This window comes from Streptomyces sp. PR69 (assembly GCF_026420845.1).
In the GTDB taxonomy this organism is placed as follows: Bacteria; Actinomycetota; Actinomycetes; order Streptomycetales; family Streptomycetaceae; genus Streptomyces.
The window spans coordinates 42,672-59,631 of the sequence record NZ_JAOWCB010000009.1 but is presented as its reverse complement, the minus strand read 5'-3'; the positions used below and the strand labels follow the sequence as shown (position 1 = coordinate 59,631).

Below are 16,960 nucleotides of genomic sequence, written 5' to 3'. Positions count from 1 at the left end.
CGGCGCCATCTCTTCCCTCAGGAAAGCACCAGCCTGGTCAGTGGCTCAACTGAGGCGGTGCACACTGAGCCAATGGCATAGTGGAGAGGAGGTCGGGCAATCCAGAAGGAGGCCAACGGACCATGGCGGTCGATGCACTGGACACACGCATCCTGCGACTGCTGATCGAGCAGCCGCGCACCTCCGTGCGCGAGTACGCCCGGATACTGGGCATCGCGCGCGGCACCCTCCAGGCGAGGATCGACCGGATGGAGCGGGACGGCGTGATCATGGGCACGGGGCCGGTCCTCTCCCCCGCCGCCCTGGGGCATCCGGTGCTGGCCTTCGTCCACATCGAGGTCACCCAGGGGCATCTGGACGAGGTCGGCGATGCGCTGGCGGCCGTACCGGAGATCATCGAGGCGTTCTCGATCACCGGCGGCGGGGATCTGCTGACCCGTGTCGCCGCACGGGACAACGGCCATCTGGAGGATGTGATCCAGCGGCTGATCCAGCTGCCGGGCGTGGTGCGCACCCGTACGGAGATGGCGCTGCGCGAGCGGGTGCCGCACCGGCTGCTGCCGCTGGTGGAGTCCGTGGGGCAGGCGGCCGGCGACCGCCGCTGACAAGCCGCCCGCGCACCGGCCGCCGCCGCTTGGCATGCTGGACGCCATGAGCACGGCGGTGATCTTCGATCTCGACGGCACGCTGGTGGACAGCGAGCCGAATTACTACGAGGCGGGGCGCAGGGTCCTCGCCGAACACGGCGCGGGGGGCTTCAGCTGGGAGCAGCACACGCGCTTCATCGGCATCGGCACCCGTGAGACGCTCGCCGCCCTGCGGGCGGAGCGCGGCATCGACGCCTCGGTCGAGCAGCTGCTCGCCGCGAAGAACCGGCACTACCTCGCGCTCGCGGCCGCCTCCACGGAGGTCTTTCCGCAGATGCGGGCGCTTGTGGAGCGGCTGTCCGCGGAAAGTGTGCCGATGGCGGTCGCCTCCGGCTCCTCGCGTGCGGCGATCGAGGCGGTGCTCGCGGGCACCGGACTGGACGCGTATCTGCCCGTCGCCGTCTCCGCGGAGGAGGTCGCCCGCGGCAAGCCCGCCCCGGACGTCTTCCTCCGGGCAGCCGCCCGGCTGGGCGCCGCCCCGGCCGACTGCGTGGTCCTGGAGGACGCCCCCGCGGGCGCGGCGGCGGCGTATGCGGCGGGGATGCGGTGCATCGCCGTGCCGTATCTCCCCGGCACGGCCGGCGACCCGGCGTTCGCGACGGCCGATCTGCTGTTCGCGGGCGGCCAGGAGGCGTTCACGGCCGAGGCGGCGTACGGCTACGTCCTCGGCCGGCCCGCGGGGCACGGCTCGTCCCCGCGCAACTCGTCCCCGCTCGGGGGGTGACCCGCTCGGGACATAACCGCGCGGACCGTAACCGCGCGGCCCGTCCCCGCGGGTCGTGACCCACCCGGGGGGGCCGCCCGGGGGTGACCGCCCGGGCCGTAAACCGCTCGGCTCGTTACCGCGCAACCCGTCCCCGCTCGGGGGGTGACCCGCGCGGGACATAACCGCGCGGGCCGTACCCACGCGGGTATGTAACCGCGCGGGGCGTAAACCGCGCGGCTCGTCCCGCGCGGGTCGTGACCCACTCAGCGGACCGCTCGGGACGTGACCGCTCGGGGGTGACCGTCCGGCTCATAACCGCGCGGGACGTCACTGCGAAGGGTCTTCGCCGTCGGAGTGCCGGAGGCAGGAGGCGACGACCACCGCGGGCCACAGGGACTGCATGCCTGTCACAAGCCGTTCGGCCACTCCGGCAGCCCCCTGCCGGTTCATCTCGACGAGGAACCAGGCCGCGCCGAGCAGCATCAGCGCGGTGGCCGCGATGGCGGGCGCCGGCCGCAGTCCCCATGGGGCGGCTCCGCCCCGCCCCGCGGCCAGCACCGGCCACACCGCTATGAAAACAAAGCCGACCGCGGCGACCGCCCCATGGCTCAGCGACCCCCCGCTGCTCGGCGCCGGGAACAGGGTCACCGCCATCGCCGCCACTCCGCCGCCGCCCAGTGCCACACGTCCGGCGAGCGCGGCCGGACGCAGACCCCAGGCGGTCAGCAGATAGCAGACGCCCAGGGCGATCAGCGCTCCGGTCATCACCCAGAACCCGGCAGCCCCGTAGGACGCCAGGACGCTGATCGTCTCGGTCGCGGGATCGTAGGCGGGCCCCTCCAGCAGTGCCGCGGTCGTCCAGCCTCCCACCAGCAGGACGGGGGCACACCCCGACGAGACCAGGGCCCATCTGGGAACAGATCGCACCAGCGCACCGTAAAGCGCTTCGCTACCCCAGGAAGCTCAACCGCACCTGACGCTCCAGATTGTCCTTGTTGGTGTCCACCAGACAGACGGACTGCCAGGTGCCCAGCTCCAGTCGCCCGCCGAGGACCGGCAGGGTGGCGTGCGGCGGCACAAACGCGGGCAGGACGTGGTCGCGGCCGTGGCCCGGGCTGCCGTGACGGTGCTGCCAGCGGTCGTCGGCGGGCAGCAGCGTGTGCAGGGCGGCGAGCAGGTCGTCGTCGCTGCCCGCGCCGGTCTCGATGACCGCGATCCCGGCGGTGGCGTGCGGCACGAAGACATGGAGCAGCCCGTCCCGGCCGCCCGCCACCTCGCGGAGGAACTCCTCGCAGGAGTGGGTCAGATCGGTCACCGTCTCCCGCGAGCCGGTGGCGATGGTCAGGGTCGTGGTGGTGAAGGCGTCTGGCATGCCCCCATCCTGCCGCCCCGCGCCCGGCCCGCCGAACAGCCGCTGGGGGTCCGTCACGGCTCGCGGCGTCAGGACGGCGCCATGGACGCGATGAGTCACAGCCGCCACGCTTGTCCCTATGAGCCTGACGCGGGAGAGGGCGGGGGAGAGCGCGGAGGCCGTCATCGTCGGCGGCGGCGTCATCGGGGCGAGCATCGCCTTCCATCTCGCCGAGGCCGGGGTCGAGGACGTCCTGCTGCTGGAGCGGGACGCACCGGCGTCCGGGTCCTCCGGAAAGCCGATCGGCGGCATCCGCGCCCAGTTCTCCGATCCGCTCAACATCCGGCTGGGGCAGCGCAGCCTGGCGGCGTGGCGGGCGTTCCCGGACCGCCCCGGCGCGGAGATCGGCGTCGAGAGCGTCGGCTATCTGTTTCTGCTTGCCGCAGAGGCCGATGCCGCCGCCTTCCGCGGGGCCGTGGACGTCCAGCGGGAACTGGGCGTGGACAGCGCGCTGCTCACGCCCCGTGAGGCCCATCGGCTGTGCCCGTATATCGAGCCGCGCGCCATCGTCGCCGCCGCCTACTCCCCCGACGACGGTTTCGCGCTGCCGGGCGCGGCCGTGCACGGCTATCTGACGGCCGCACGCCGTCTCGGCGCACGCGTGCGCACCCACTGCGCCGTCACCGGTCTTGACCGCGACGGCGACCGGATCACCGGCGTGCGCACGGAGGCGGGGACGGTGCGCACCGGGACGGTGATCTGCGCCGCGGGCGCATGGTCCGCGCAGATCGGCGTCATGGCGGGGGTGGAGCTGCCTGTCACCCCGCTGCGCCGGCAGATCGCGCTGACCGGTCCGCTGCGCCCCGCGCCGCCGCGCATCCCCTTCACCCTGGACTTCTCCTCCACGCTCTACTTCCACAACGACACGGCCGACGGGCTCGTCCTCGGCTTCTCCGACCCCCGTCAGCGGCCGGGCTTCGAACGGGAGTTCAGCCCGGAGTGGCTGGAGCCGTTCCGGGCCGCGGCACGGCTCCGCGCCCCGGCGCTCGCCGGGATGGCGGACGCCGGGGGTGGCTGGGCGGGGCTGTACGAGATGACGCCGGATCGCAATGCGCTGATCGGCCAGGCGGCGGGGATCAGCCGTTTTCTGTACGCCACCGGGTTTTCCGGGCATGGATTCCTGCAGGCGCCCGCCGTGGGCGAGATCGTCCGCGATCTGTTCCTCGGCGCCCCGCCGCCCGTCGATGTGCGCCCGCTGTCCGCGGACCGCTTCTCGGGCGGCGCGGGGGACGCCGCCGTACGCCCGGAGGCCCACATCATCTGACCGCGACTGGAGGTCCGCATCGTGTCCGTGCCGATCCCCGCATGGCGGCTGCGTGCCGCGTTCGCCCGCCGGCTTTCCGATATGTACGGACGGGAGGTCCCCGCGTACACCACGCTGCTGGAGGTCTCCGCCGAGGTCAACGACGAGGTGATCCGCCGGGGCGGGGACGCGGGGCGGCTGGGCGGCATCGAGCGGGTCACCGCCGAGCGCCACGGCGCGATCCGGGTGGGCACGGGGCGTGAGATGCGCCAGGCCGCGCAGATCTTCGCCGCGCTGGGCATGGAGCCGGTCGGCTTCTACGATCTGCGTGAGGCGGCCGCCAGCTCCGTGCCCGTGGTCTCCACGGCCTTCCGCCCGGTCGACGCCGGCGAACTGGAGCGCAATCCGTTCCGGGTGTTCACTTCGCTGCTCACCTCGGCCGACCGGCGCTTCTTCGACGCCGGGCTCCAGGCGCGGCTTGAGGCCTTCCTCGGCCGCCGTGAGCTGTTCGCCCCCGAGCTGCTCGATCTCGCGGTCCGGGCCGAGCGGGACGGCGGGCTCGACGAGACGTCGGCGGAACGGTTTCTGACGCTCGCCGTGGCGTCGTTCGAGCTGTCCCGGGAGCCGGTGGACCGGGCCTGGTACTCCGAGCTGGAGAAGGTCTCCGCGGTCGCGGCCGACATCGGCGGGGTGGGCAGCACCCATGTCAACCACCTCACGCCGCGGGTGCTCGACATCGACGAGCTGTACCGGCGGATGGCGGACCGCGGCATCACGATGATCGACCGGATTCAGGGCCCGCCGCGCTGGGACGGCCCGGATGTGCTGCTGCGTCAGACGTCGTTCCGGGCGCTGGCCGAGCCGCGGCGCTTCCGGGAGCCGGACGGCACGGTGACGACGGGTGAGCTACGGGTGCGGTTCGGCGAGGTGGAGGCACGCGGCATCGCGCTGACCCGGGCCGGCCGGGCGCTCTACGACGAGCTGGCCGACGAGCCCGCCGAGCGCTGGGCCGCCCGCTTCCCCGGCAGCGAACGCCGGCTGGCCGCCGAGGGCATGGCGTATTTCCGCTATGAGCCGGCCGCCGGCCGTCCGCGGCGGGGCGGCCCTCCGCCACGCGACCTCGCCGGGCTGCTGGACGGGGGCTGGCTGGAGGCCCGGCCCATCGTCTACGAGGACTTTCTGCCGCGCTCCGCGGCCGGGATCTTCCAGTCCAACCTCACCGACGAAGGCGTGCGCGACGCCTCGCGAAGCGGCGTCCACTACGACCAGCAGTGGCTGTCCGGCGTGCTGGAACGGCCCGTGCACGACCCGTTCGCGCTGTACGCCGCACAGCAGGAGACCTCCCTGCGGGACGCCTGTGCCCGCCTCTCGCTCCCCTTCCCCGAGCTGCCCGGCTTTCCCGTACTGCCCGCACCGCCCGTATCCCCCGCACCGCCCGTGCCCCCCGTACTTCCCGAGGACCGTGAGGACGCATCGTGACCCCTGACACCGGCCTGTCTCTCCCCCGCACCGAGGATCTGCGCCGCCGCGCCGAGGAGCGTCTGGCCGCCTGCGGCGTGCGGCTCGGCGCGCGGGGCGGCGCGCTCACCGCCCGTACCCCGCTGACCGGCGGCACGCTGTGCACGCTGCCCGCCGCCTCCCCTGAGCAGGTGGAGGCGGCGGTGGGTGAGGCCGCCGAGGCGTTCGCCGCCTGGCGGATGCGGCCGGCCCCGGCACGCGGGGCGCTGGTCAAACGGCTCGGTGCGCTGCTGAGCGAACACCGGGAGGACCTGGCGGAGCTGGTGACCGTCGAAGCGGGCAAGATCCGTTCCGAGGCGCTCGGCGAGGTGCAGGAGATGATCGACATCTGTGACTTCGCCGTCGGCCTGTCCCGTCAGCTGTACGGGCGGACCATGGCCAGCGAGCGGCCCGGCCACCGGCTGTCGGAGAGCTGGCATCCGCTGGGCGTGGTCGGGGTGATCTCGGCGTTCAACTTCCCGGTGGCCGTCTGGTCCTGGAATACGGCGGTCGCGCTGGTCTGCGGTGACACGGTGGTCTGGAAGCCGTCGGAGCAGACCCCGCTGACGTCGCTCGCCTGCGATGCGCTGCTCGCCCGCGCGGCGGCGGACACGGGCGCTCCGGCCGGGGTGCACCGGCTGGTCCTCGGCGGCCGGGAGACGGGTGAACGGCTGGTCGACGACGCGCGGGTGGCTCTGGTCAGCGCCACGGGTTCGGTGCGGATGGGGCGCGAGGTCGGCCCTCGGGTGGCCGCCCGCCTCGGCCGGCTGCTGCTGGAGCTGGGCGGCAACAACGCGGCGGTCGTCACCCCGTCCGCCGATCTCGATCTGGCGGTCCGCGGGATCGTGTTCTCCGCGGCGGGCACGGCCGGGCAGCGGTGTACGACGCTGCGCAGGCTGATCGTGCACGAGGAGGTCGCAGAGACGCTGCTGGAGAAGGTCGTCCATGCGTACGGCCAGCTGCGGGTCGGCAACCCGCTGGCGGAGGGGACGCTGGTCGGGCCGCTGATCTCGGACGCCGCCCGGGAGTCCATGGCCGAGGCGCTGGCAGCGGCGCAGGCGGACGGCGGCAAGGTGCTGACCGGCGGTGACCGGGTGCTTCAGGCCGAGGCGCCGCAGGCCGCGTATGTGCGCCCCGCGGTGGTGCGGATGCCGGCGCAGACCGCGGTCGTACGGCGGGAGACGTTCGCCCCGATCCTCTATGTGCTGACCTACCGGACGCTGGACGAAGCGCTGGCGCTGCACAACGACGTGCCGCAGGGGCTGTCGTCGAGCATCTTCACCGGCGACCAGCGCGAGGCGGAGCGTTTCCTCGCCGCGGACGGCTCAGACTGCGGCATCGCCAATGTCAACATCGGCACGTCGGGTGCGGAGATCGGCGGGGCGTTCGGCGGAGAGAAGGAGACCGGCGGCGGGCGGGAGTCGGGCTCGGACGCCTGGCGGGCGTATATGCGGCGGGCCACCAACACGGTGAACTACTCCGACAGTCTGCCGCTCGCCCAAGGGGTGAACTTCCTCTGACATCGCCCGTCGGCGCGTACGCCGCCGCGGAGCGTGGTGGTGACCGGCCGGGCCGCCGACCGCTGCTGCTGATGCTGCTGCTGTGATCAGCTGTCGGCGTCGGCTGTGGCACGGGCGCTTCTGCGGTTGGCGTTGAACTCCTTCACATTGCGCTGGTGTTCCGCATAGTCGGCGGTGAACCGGGTGTCCCCGGGGGCGACGGTGACAAAGTAGATCCAGTCTCCCTGCGGCGGGTTGAGCGCCGCACGCAGGGCCTCCTCGCCGGGGTTGTCGATCGGGGTCGGCGGCAGCCCCAGGCGCAGATAGGTGTTGTAGGGGCTGTCGAGCCTGGTGTCTTCGATGCTGGTGTCCAGGGTGGAGCGGTTCAGGGCGTAGTTGAGGGTGGAGTCCATCTGGAGCGGCATGCCCTGCTCCAGCCGGTTGTGGATGACCCGGGCGACCTTGCCCATGTCGTCGGCCGTGTCCGCCTCGGCCTGCACGATGCTGGCGATGTTGACGGTCCGGTAGAGGCCTGCGCCGGAGCGCTGTGCGCCGCCGCTGATGCTGTCGGCGGCGAATCGCTTGTTGGCGGTGTCGACCATATAGGTGAGCAGGCCGGCCGGGGTGACGCCGGGGTCGAGGGGGTAGGTGGCGGGAAAGAGATAGCCCTCCGGGTTTCCTTTGGCCTCGGCGGGCAGCTTGAGATCGGCGGTGGCGGCGGCCTTCCGGGTGGTGCCCGAGGGCTTGCCCAGCGCCTTGTCGACGGCCTGGTACACCTGTGCGGCACGCCAGCCTTCGGGGATCAGCAGGGTCCGGCGTTTCTCCGGCTGCTTCTCGGGTTTCGGCTCCAGTTGGACCAGCAGGGGGATCAGTACGGCAGCACAGACCGCGGCGGCCGCGACGGCGATCAGGACCAGCCGGCCACGGCGCGTCAGACGCAGCCTGCGCCTGGACCGTGCCGGCGGGGGCTCGTACATCATGGGGGCACGCTAGCCGCCCGGCGCACCTGATCCCGGCACCCGGCGCGCGGCGCACCCGCGTCCCTCACCCGGCTTCAGGAAGCGGCGGGGCGGCGGCGGTCGTCAGCCGGGCATCCCGGCGCACCAGGGCCGCATAGCGGCCGTTCCGCTTGAGCAGTTCCCGATGGCTGCCCCGCTCCGCCACCCGTCCGCCGTCGAGGAAGACGATCTCGTCGGCGTCGCGGACGGTGGACAGCCGGTGGGCGATGGTGATCGTGGTGCGGCCGGCCGAGAGCGCGTCGACGGCCTGCTGCACGGCGTGTTCGGTACGGGTGTCGAGGGCGCTGGTCGCCTCGTCGAGGATCAGGACGGGCGGGTCGCGCAGGATGGTGCGGGCGATCGCCAGACGCTGCTTCTCGCCCCCGGAGAAGCGGTAGCCGCGCTCGCCGACCAGGGTGTCATAGCCGTCGGGCAGGGACATGATGTGGTCGTGGATCTGCGCGGCCCGGGCGGCCGCCGCAAGCTCCTCGTCGCTCGCGTCGGGCTTGGCGAAGCGGAGGTTCTCGGCCACGGAGGCATGGAAGAGACAGGTCTCCTGGGAGACCACTCCGACGGCCCGGGCGAGGGTGTCGAAGTCGAGGTCGCGCACATCGACTCCGTCGAGGGTGACACGGCCCGAGGTGACGTCGTAGAGCCGGGGCACCAGATAGCTGAGGGTGGTCTTGCCGGAGCCGGTGGGGCCGACGACCGCCAGCGAGGCGCCGGCGGGGACGGTGATGTCGATGCCGTCGAGTGTGGGGCGCGGCTGGGCCGTGTCATAGGCGAAGTTCACTCCTTCGAAGCGCACTTCGCCGAGGATTTTGCCGAGCCGCACGGGCTGGTCCGGCTCGCTGATCTCGACCGGCAGATCGAGGTATTCGAAGATCCGCTGGAACAGGGCGAGTGAGGTCTGCATCTGCACGCCGGTGGAGAGCAGGCTCACCGCCGGCCGGAACAGCCCTTGCTGGAGCGAGACGAAGGCGACCAGGGTGCCGAGGGAGACGGCTGGCCCGCCGGTCTGGAATGTGAGCCCCGCCGCCCAGTAGATGACGGCGGGCATGGCGGCCATGACGATGCCGATGGTGGCCATCCGCCAGCGGCCCGCCATGCTGGAGCGGACCTCAAGATCGACGAGCCGGTCGGACTCCGCCGCGAAGGAGGCGGTCAGCGAGTCGGCGCGGCCCATGGTGCGGCCGAGCAGGATGCCGCTGACGGAGAGCGATTCGGTGACCGTGGCGGCCATGGCGGCCATCTGCTTCTGCCGCTGGGTGGTGATCTTCTTGCGCTCCCTGCCGACGCGCCGGCTGATCGCGACGAACACCGGCAGAAGCACCAGCGACACGGCCGTCAGCCGCCAGTCCAGGGCGAGCATCGCGACGACGGTGGCGACCACCGCGGTGAGATTGGAGACCAGGGAGGTGGCGGTCGAGGTGACCGTCGCCTGCATGCCGCCGATGTCATTGGCGATGCGGGACTGGACCTCGCCGGTCCTGGTCCTGGTGAAGAAGGCCAGCGGCATGCTCTGCAGCCGGGCGTAGACGGCGGTGCGCAGATCGTGCATGACGCGCTGGCCGACGGTGGTGGAGATCAGCGTCTGGAGCACTCCGAAGACGCTGTTCATCACCGCCGTGAGGATCATGCCCAGCGCGAGCAGGCTGAGCAGACCGGTGCGGCGCTCCGGGATGGCGGTGTCCAGGATCTCGCGCAGCAGGAACGGCGAGGCGACGGAGACGAGCGAGGCCGCGGCGACGAGCAGCACGACGACGGCGAGCCGGCCGCGATAGGGGCGGAACAGACGCAGGATCCGCCGCACGTCGGCCGGCGGCTGACCGGCCTCTTTCGGCGGGGGTGTCCAGGAGTCGGGTTCTCGATGCATGGGCTCCTTTGCGGGCTCCTCTACTGGGTCGGATGCGGCACACGGCCGAGGTGGCCATTGAGACCCTAGCTCATTGTTACCTAGCTTCACAATGAGCTGTATCCTGATAGTGTTCCCGTATGAGCGCCCCCGACCCCGACGGCCTGCTGGCCGAGCAGCTGCTGCGGCTGACGCGCCGGCTCCATCGCAGTCAGAAGCGGCAGCTGGAGTCGGCCGACATCGCCATCACTCCCGCCCAGTCGCGGCTGCTGCGCATCGTCGCGCACTACGACCGGCCGCCGCGGATGGCCGATCTGGCCGAGCGTCTCGAAGTGGTCCCCCGCGCGATCACCAGCCTCGTCGACGGCCTGGAGGCGAGCGGCTGTGTGCGGCGGGCGCCGGACCCCGACAACCGCCGGGTGATCCGCATCGAGCTCACCGACACCGGGCGCGCCGTGCTCCGCGCGCTGCGCAGGGCGCGCCGCGCCGCGGCGGAGGACATCCTGGCCCCGTTGACCGCCGAGGAGCGGGCGACGCTCGGAGGGCTCCTCTCCACCCTGGTCGACGGCCGGGGCCAGGCCGCTGCTGACGGAGGCTGACGGAGCCTCAGCGGCGGCGCGCGGCGGACCAGGCAGTCCAGGTAATCCAAGTAGTCCAAACCACGCTCTTGCACAGAGCAGTTCTGACCTCCAGGGTCCCTACCGAGGTTCATGATGCTTCATGACCCGGCCGCGCAACGTCAGTCCCCTGGAGGCTCGATGAACGACGCAGCACCTCGGAACCCCGGTGACAACGACCGTACGGAGGCCGGCGACGCCGCCGACGCCGCCTCGATGAGTCGCCGCTCGGTCCTGCGGACCACCGCAGGCGCAGGGCTCGGGCTCGGCGCCCTCGGGGCCTCGTCGGCCTCGGCCGCCCCCGCCGCATCACCCGCCCCGGCCACCGCTTTCGCCGCCGCGCCCGGCGACGGCTCCGCTGCCGACGACCGAGGCGACGAGGCCGCCGTACCGCCCCGTCGCGGCCGGACCATGGCCGGCGTCCCCTTCGAGCGGCGGAGCACCGTGCGGATGGGCATCATCGGCCTGGGCAACCGGGGCGACGCCATGATCGGCCTCTTTCTCGCTCTCCCGGGGGTCCGCGTGGCCGCCCTGTGCGATCCCGTCAGGGAGAAGGCCGAACGCGCCGCGGCCAAGGTGGTGAAGGCCGGCCAGCCCGCGCCGGCCCTCTACACCAAGGGGGAGAACGACTACGAGAACCTGTGCGGGCGCGGCGACCTCGACTTCGTCTATGTGGCCACCCCCTGGGACACCCATGCCGCGATGGCCGCGTCCGCGATGGTGAACGGCAAGCACGTGGGCGTCGAGTGCCCCCTCGCGATGCGTCTGGACGATCTGTGGCGGCTGGTGGACCTCTCCGAGCAGACGCGGCGGCACTGTATGCAGCTGGAGAACTGCTGCTACGGCAGAAACGAGATGCGGGTGCTGCGGATGGCGCACGCCGGCAGATTCGGTGAGCTGCTCCACGGCGCGGGCGCATACAACCACGATCTGCGGGACCTGATGTTCTCAGCGGACTACTACGAGGGGCCGTGGCGGCGGCTGTGGCACACCCGGCTGCGCGGCGACCTCTACCCGAACCACGGCTTCGGACCGGTCGCCAACTACATGGACGTCAACCGTGGCGACCGTGCGGTGAGCATCGCGAGCCTCGGCACCCCGGCGCTGGGACTCGCCGAGTACCGCAGTGCCCATATGCCGCCGGGCGACCCCAGCTGGAAGGAGACGTACATCGGGAGCGACCGGACCGTCAGCCTGGTCCGGACGGCGAAGGGCCGGGTCATCCGGCTGGAGCACGATGTGTCCACACCGCACCCCTACAGCCGGATCAACAGCCTCGGCGGCACCAAGGGCGTCTTCGAGGACTACCCGGCCCGCATCTATCTGGAGCCCGATCACAGCGGCCATCAGTGGGGGGACTTCGGGGCGTACGCCGACTGGGACCACTGGCTGTGGAAGGAGCACTCCAACCCGCCCGGAGGCCATGGCGGAATGGACTACATCATGGTCTACCGGCTGATCCAGTGCATGCGGCTGGGGCTGACGCCTGACTTCGACGTGTACGACGGGGCGACCTGGACGGCCCCCGTCCCGCTGAGCCATGCCTCGATCAAGGCCAATGGCGCGCCGCAGCAGATCCCGGACTTCACCCGGGGCGAGTGGCGCAAGGCCCGGGCGGGTGTGGACTCCCCCCGGCCGGCCGGGGTGGCGACCTAGATCACATTCAGCGCCGCCGCGCCGCCCACGCCGCCCAGGAGCATGAACACCGGCATCAGAACCTTCAGCTCGACCCAGCTGCCCGCGCGGAAGCGCATCGCCTTCGGGGGGCCGACCGGGTACCAGCGCTTTTTGCCGATGGGTATCGGCCACAGGACGGGGCAGCCGGAGACGGTGAGGGCGTCGCCGATGTCATGGACCAGGGCGCCGAGGACGATCGGGAGGCCAAGCCACAGATACTCCTGGCCGGGCGCGGTGAACAGCCAGTCCGCGCCGTTGCCCGGCTTGTCCAGGACGCCGGCCAGGATCCATGCGCTGGTCGCGCCCAGCAGCCACACCAGGACGTCGCTGGAGACCCGCGCGGCGCGCCACAGCAGTCCCTCCACGGCCAGCACCAGGTGGACGAAGAGGATCGCGAGGACCGCCCAGCGGCCTCCGGTGACCGCGAGGGCGGAGGCGCCCGCGCCGATCAGCGCCGCCCACAGCCAGGTGTGCGTCAGGGTGCGGTGCCCGCCGGTCCTGCGCGGGTCGCCGGGTTTCCTCGTCGCCTTGTACACGGCGTACGACAGCTTGTCGACGATCTCGCACAGCCAGCGGGACACGGGCCCGAAGGCTCGGGAGATCGTCGCCGCCTTGTGGTCGAGGTCCGGCGCGAGCGCCGCGCCCGCGCAGATCAGCGCGCCGACGACGAGCACCGGCCATGGCATCGGATGCCCCGCCGCGGCGACGGCCGCGCCGACGCCCAGCCAGGCGGCCGCCCCGGACAGTGAGTGCGCCGGTCCCATCATGTGCTGTTCCCGCCCCAGTGTTGTTGTGGTCCCGCTCAGTTGACGGGCCGGTCGACACGGCAGCGTACCGTCCGTGATCTTCCTGCCGACGACCGGTTCCCGCATCCCGGGGTGGGACAGGCAAGATGGAGGGCGTGACCCTTATCGATCAGCTGCCGCCAGACGCCGACCCCGATGCCCTCTTCGAAGCCTTCACCTCATGGGCTTCAGGCCGGGGCATCTCCCTCTACCCGGCTCAGGAGGAGGCGCTGATCGAGGTGGTCTCCGGGGCCAATGTGATCCTCTCCACCCCCACCGGCTCAGGAAAGAGCCTGGTCGCGGCGGGGGCGCACTTCGCGGCGCTGGCCCGTGACGAGGTGACCTTCTACACCGCCCCGATCAAGGCGCTGGTGTCGGAGAAGTTCTTCGACCTGTGCAAGCTCTTCGGCACGGAGAACGTCGGCATGCTGACCGGCGACGCCTCCGTCAACGCCGACGCCCCGGTGATCTGCTGCACCGCCGAGGTGCTGGCTTCGATCGCGCTGCGGGACGGCAAGGACGCGGACATCGGCCAGGTGGTGATGGACGAGTTCCACTTCTATGCGGAGCCGGACCGCGGCTGGGCGTGGCAGATTCCGCTGCTGGAACTCCCCCAGGCGCAGTTTGTGCTGATGTCGGCGACCCTCGGCGACGTCTCGATGTTCGAGAAGGATCTGACGCGCCGCACCGGCCGGGAGACCGCCGTGGTGCGCTCCGCGACCCGCCCGGTGCCGCTGTCGTACGAGTACCGGACGACGCCGATCACCGAGACGCTGACCGAGCTGCTGGACACCAAGCAGGCGCCGGTGTACATCGTGCACTTCACCCAGGCCCAGGCGGTCGAGCGGGCGCAGTCGCTGATGAGCATCAATATGTGCACCCGCGCGGAGAAGGACCAGATCGCCGAGCTGATCGGAAACTTCCGTTTCACCACCAAGTTCGGCCGGAATCTCTCCCGGTATGTGCGGCACGGGATCGGGGTGCATCACGCGGGCATGCTGCCCAAGTACCGCCGGCTCGTCGAGAAGCTCGCCCAGGCGGGCCTGCTGAAGGTGATCTGCGGCACCGACACCCTCGGCGTCGGTGTGAACGTCCCCATCCGCACGGTGCTGTTCACGGCGCTGACCAAGTACGACGGCAATCGCGTCCGCACGCTCCGCTCCCGTGAGTTCCACCAGATCGCGGGCCGTGCGGGCCGGGCCGGATTCGACACATCGGGCTTTGTCGTCGCCCAGGCGCCCGAGCATGTCATCGAGAACGAGAAGGCGCTGGCGAAGGCGGGGGACGACCCCAAGAAGAAGCGGAAGGTGGTCCGCAAGAAGGCCCCGGAGGGCTTTGTCGCCTGGTCGCAGAACACCTTCGAGAAGCTGATCGCCTCCGACCCGGAGCCGCTGACCTCGCGTTTCAAGGTCACCCACGCCATGCTGCTGTCGGTGATCGCCCGCCCGGGCGACGCCTTCCAGGCGATGCGCACACTGCTGGAGGACAACCACGAGCCGCGCAGGCAGCAGCTGCGCCATATCCGCCGGGCGATCGCGATCTACCGCTCGCTGCTGGACGGCGGGATCGTGGAGCGGCTCGACGCCCCCGACGCACAGGGCCGGATCGTCCGTCTGACGGTCGACTTCCAGGAGGACTTCGCCCTCAATCAGGCGCTGTCCACGTTCGCTCTCGCCGCCTTCGAGCTGCTGGACGCCCAGTCGCCGTCGTACGCGCTGGACATGGTGTCGGTCGTGGAGTCGACGCTGGACGACCCGCGGCAGATCCTGGCCGCCCAGCAGAACAAGGCGCGCGGCGAGGCGGTCGCCGCGATGAAGGCCGACGGGGTGGACTACGAGGAGCGGATGGACCGGCTCCAGGACATCTCGTACCCCAAGCCGCTGGAAGAGCTGCTGTGGCACGCCTACAACCTCTACCGGAAGTCGCATCCGTGGGTCGGCGACCACCCGGTCTCCCCCAAGTCGGTCATCCGGGACATGTACGAACGCGCACTGTCCTTCACCGAGTTCACCTCGTTCTACGAGCTGGCCCGCACCGAGGGCATCGTGCTGCGCTATCTCGCCTCCGCCTACAAGGCGCTGGACCACACGATCCCGGACGATCTGAAGACCGAGGACCTTCAGGACCTGATCGCCTGGCTGGGCGAGATGGTCCGCCAGGTCGACTCCAGCCTGCTGGACGAGTGGGAGCAGCTCGCCAACCCCGAGGTGGAGACCGCCGAGGAGGCCCAGGAGAAGGCCGACCAGGTCAGGCCGGTCACCTCCAACGCCCGCGCCTTCCGGGTGCTGGTGCGCAACGCCATGTTCCGCCGGGTGGAGCTGGCGGCGCTGGACCAGGTGGCGGAGCTGGGCCGGATGGACGCCGAGTCCGGCTGGGACGAGGACGCCTGGGGCGAGGCCATGGACGCGTACTGGGAGGAGTACGACGACCTGGGCACCGGCCCTGACGCCCGTGGACCGCGGCTGCTGTCCATTGAGGAGGACCCCGACCACGGGCTGTGGCGCGTCCGGCAGACCTTCGCCGACCCGAACGGCGACCATGACTGGGGCATCAGCGCGGAGGTCGATCTGGCGGCCTCCGACGAGGAGGGCCGGGCGGTGGTCCGGGTCACCGACGTCGGCCAGCTGTGAAGCTGTGATCGTCGACGTGGCGGCGATCGAGGCGCTGCCGGGCGCCTGACGGCGACGGGCGACGAGCGACGGGCCGGGGGCCGCGCTGGGCGTCCCCGGCCCTTTCGTGTGCCGCGTGCGCTTCGTGCGGGCGCGCCGCGTCAGCGGATCGGCATGCCGGACAGGGTACGGGCGATCACCAGGCGCTGGATCTCGCTGGTGCCCTCGAAGATGGTGTAGATCGCCGCGTCCCGGTGCATGCGCTCGACCGGATACTCGCGGGTGTAGCCGTTGCCGCCGAGGATCTGGATCGCCTGCGCGGTGACCTTCTTGGCGGTCTCGCTGGCGTAAAGCTTGGACATCGAGCCCTCGGCGGCGGTGAAGGGCTTGCCGGCCGTGGCCATCCAGGAGGCACGCCACACCAGAAGGCGGGCGGCGTCGATCTGGGTGCGCATATCGGCGAGCTGGAAGGCGACACCCTGGTTGTCGATGATCGGGCGGCCGAACTGGGTGCGGGTCTTCGCATAGTCGAGCGCGACCTCGTACGCGGCGCGTGCGGTGCCCACCGCCATCGCGCCGACGGCGGGGCGGGAGGCCTCGAAGGTGGCCATGGCGGCGTTCTTCACCTTCTCGCCTCCGCTGCCGGCCTGCTCGCGGGCGCGGGCGAGGCGTTCGTCGAGCTTCTCCTTGCCGCCGAGGAGGCAGTGGCCCGGGACCCGGACGTCCTCCAGCACCACTTCGGCGGTGTGGGAGGCGCGGATGCCGTGCTTCTTGAACTTCTGGCCCTGGGTGAGGCCGGGGGCGCCCGGCGGCACGATGAAGGAAGCATGGCCCTTGGATCCGAGCTCCGGGTCGACGACGGCGACCACGACATGCACGTTGGCGATGCCGCCGTTGGTGGCCCAGGTCTTGGTGCCGTTGAGGACCCACTCGTCCTTGGCCTCGTCGTACACGGCGCGGGTGCGCATGGAGGCGACGTCGGAGCCCGCGTCGGGTTCGGAGGAGCAGAAGGCGGCGAGCTTGACGTCGTCGGCGTCGCCGTACATCTGGGGGATCCAGGTGCCGATCTGCTCCTCGGTGCCGTTGGCGATGACGCCGACCGCGGCGAGGCCGGTGCCGACGATGGACAGGGCGATGCCCGCGTCGCCCCAGAACAGTTCCTCCATCACCATGGGGATGCCAAGGCCGGTGGGGTCGAAGAACTGCTGAGCGTAGAAGTCCAGTGAGTAGATGCCGACTTTGGCCGCCTCCTGGATCACGGGCCAGGGGGTCTCCTCACGCTCGTCCCACTCCGCGGCGGCCGGGCGGATCACGTCCGCGGCGAATCCATGCAGCCAGTCGCGTACCTGTCGCTGGTCGTCGTTGAGTTCGAGCGTGAACTCGCTCATGTCCCCTCCTGCTCTGCCCGGCGGCCGC

At 71.4% G+C, this 16,960-nt stretch carries 14 protein-coding genes; 8 read left to right on the top strand and 6 right to left on the bottom strand.

The genetic code is table 11. From position 1 onward, the window contains the following. Nucleotides 1-122 precede the first annotated feature (122 nt). Both OF819_RS11455 and OF819_RS11450 read left to right on the top strand, forming a co-directional pair. On the top strand, nucleotides 123-605 hold the full coding sequence (locus OF819_RS11455) for an Lrp/AsnC family transcriptional regulator (RefSeq protein WP_267243337.1): 483 nt from the start codon (nucleotides 123-125) through the stop codon (nucleotides 603-605). A 46-nt stretch (nucleotides 606-651) separates the two neighbouring features. Then, nucleotides 652-1,371, top strand: coding sequence for an HAD family hydrolase (locus tag OF819_RS11450; RefSeq protein ID WP_267243336.1), 720 nt, complete (start codon nucleotides 652-654; stop codon nucleotides 1,369-1,371). Nucleotides 1,372-1,680: 309 nt separating this feature from the next. Here OF819_RS11450 and OF819_RS11445 read toward each other — a convergent pair whose 3' ends face one another. Beyond that, entirely contained in the window at nucleotides 1,681-2,280 is a 600-nt protein-coding gene (locus tag OF819_RS11445) for a DUF998 domain-containing protein (RefSeq protein WP_267243335.1), read from the bottom strand. A gap of 22 nt (nucleotides 2,281-2,302) precedes the next feature. Then, nucleotides 2,303-2,725, bottom strand: a complete 423-nt coding sequence (locus tag OF819_RS11440; RefSeq protein WP_267243334.1) for a secondary thiamine-phosphate synthase enzyme YjbQ — start codon at nucleotides 2,723-2,725, stop codon at nucleotides 2,303-2,305. A gap of 118 nt (nucleotides 2,726-2,843) precedes the next feature. On the opposite strand from OF819_RS11440, the gene OF819_RS11435 reads away from it, so the two are divergent. Genes OF819_RS11435 through OF819_RS11425 form a run of 3 tightly spaced genes read left to right on the top strand, consistent with a single transcriptional unit; the run spans nucleotide 2,844 to nucleotide 7,024 of the window. After that, the gene (locus tag OF819_RS11435) at nucleotides 2,844-4,028 is read left to right on the top strand and encodes an NAD(P)/FAD-dependent oxidoreductase (protein WP_267243333.1); all 1,185 of its coding nucleotides are present in this window, start codon (nucleotides 2,844-2,846) and stop codon (nucleotides 4,026-4,028) included. Between the two features lie 18 nt (nucleotides 4,029-4,046). Continuing rightward, nucleotides 4,047-5,486, top strand: coding sequence for a 2-oxoadipate dioxygenase/decarboxylase family protein (locus OF819_RS11430; RefSeq protein WP_416370517.1), 1,440 nt, complete (start codon nucleotides 4,047-4,049; stop codon nucleotides 5,484-5,486). Beyond that, complete coding sequence (locus OF819_RS11425) at nucleotides 5,483-7,024, top strand: aldehyde dehydrogenase family protein (RefSeq protein ID WP_267243331.1); 1,542 nt, start codon at nucleotides 5,483-5,485, stop codon at nucleotides 7,022-7,024. The genes OF819_RS11430 and OF819_RS11425 overlap by 4 nt, the downstream gene beginning before the upstream one ends. A gap of 86 nt (nucleotides 7,025-7,110) precedes the next feature. On the opposite strand, the gene mltG is transcribed toward OF819_RS11425, so the two are convergent. Then, nucleotides 7,111-7,983: an endolytic transglycosylase MltG gene (mltG, locus tag OF819_RS11420; RefSeq protein ID WP_267243330.1), complete on the bottom strand. Its 873-nt coding sequence runs from the start codon at nucleotides 7,981-7,983 to the stop codon at nucleotides 7,111-7,113. Between the two features lie 64 nt (nucleotides 7,984-8,047). After that, entirely contained in the window at nucleotides 8,048-9,877 is a 1,830-nt protein-coding gene (locus OF819_RS11415) for an ABC transporter ATP-binding protein (RefSeq protein ID WP_267243329.1), read from the bottom strand. Nucleotides 9,878-9,996: 119 nt separating this feature from the next. Here OF819_RS11415 and OF819_RS11410 point away from each other — a divergent pair, with 119 nt between their 5' ends. Together OF819_RS11410 and OF819_RS11405 are read left to right on the top strand one after the other, a co-directional pair. After that, nucleotides 9,997-10,455: a MarR family winged helix-turn-helix transcriptional regulator gene (locus tag OF819_RS11410; protein WP_267243328.1), complete on the top strand. Its 459-nt coding sequence runs from the start codon at nucleotides 9,997-9,999 to the stop codon at nucleotides 10,453-10,455. A 159-nt stretch (nucleotides 10,456-10,614) separates the two neighbouring features. After that, nucleotides 10,615-12,129 (top strand): Gfo/Idh/MocA family protein, encoded by a 1,515-nt coding sequence (locus OF819_RS11405; protein WP_416370508.1) that lies wholly within the window; start codon nucleotides 10,615-10,617, stop codon nucleotides 12,127-12,129. On the opposite strand, the gene OF819_RS11400 is transcribed toward OF819_RS11405, so the two are convergent. Beyond that, nucleotides 12,126-12,917: a metal-dependent hydrolase gene (locus OF819_RS11400; protein ID WP_267243327.1), complete on the bottom strand. Its 792-nt coding sequence runs from the start codon at nucleotides 12,915-12,917 to the stop codon at nucleotides 12,126-12,128. The genes OF819_RS11405 and OF819_RS11400 overlap by 4 nt on opposite strands. Nucleotides 12,918-13,042: 125 nt before the next feature. Here OF819_RS11400 and OF819_RS11395 point away from each other — a divergent pair, with 125 nt between their 5' ends. Beyond that, nucleotides 13,043-15,565 carry a DEAD/DEAH box helicase gene (locus OF819_RS11395; protein WP_267243326.1) on the top strand — a complete coding sequence of 841 codons (2,523 nt, stop codon included), beginning with the start codon at nucleotides 13,043-13,045 and terminating at the stop codon, nucleotides 15,563-15,565. Nucleotides 15,566-15,705: 140 nt separating this feature from the next. Here OF819_RS11395 and OF819_RS11390 read toward each other — a convergent pair whose 3' ends face one another. Beyond that, nucleotides 15,706-16,932 carry an acyl-CoA dehydrogenase family protein gene (locus tag OF819_RS11390; RefSeq protein ID WP_267243325.1) on the bottom strand — a complete coding sequence of 409 codons (1,227 nt, stop codon included), beginning with the start codon at nucleotides 16,930-16,932 and terminating at the stop codon, nucleotides 15,706-15,708. Nucleotides 16,933-16,960 lie beyond the last annotated feature (28 nt).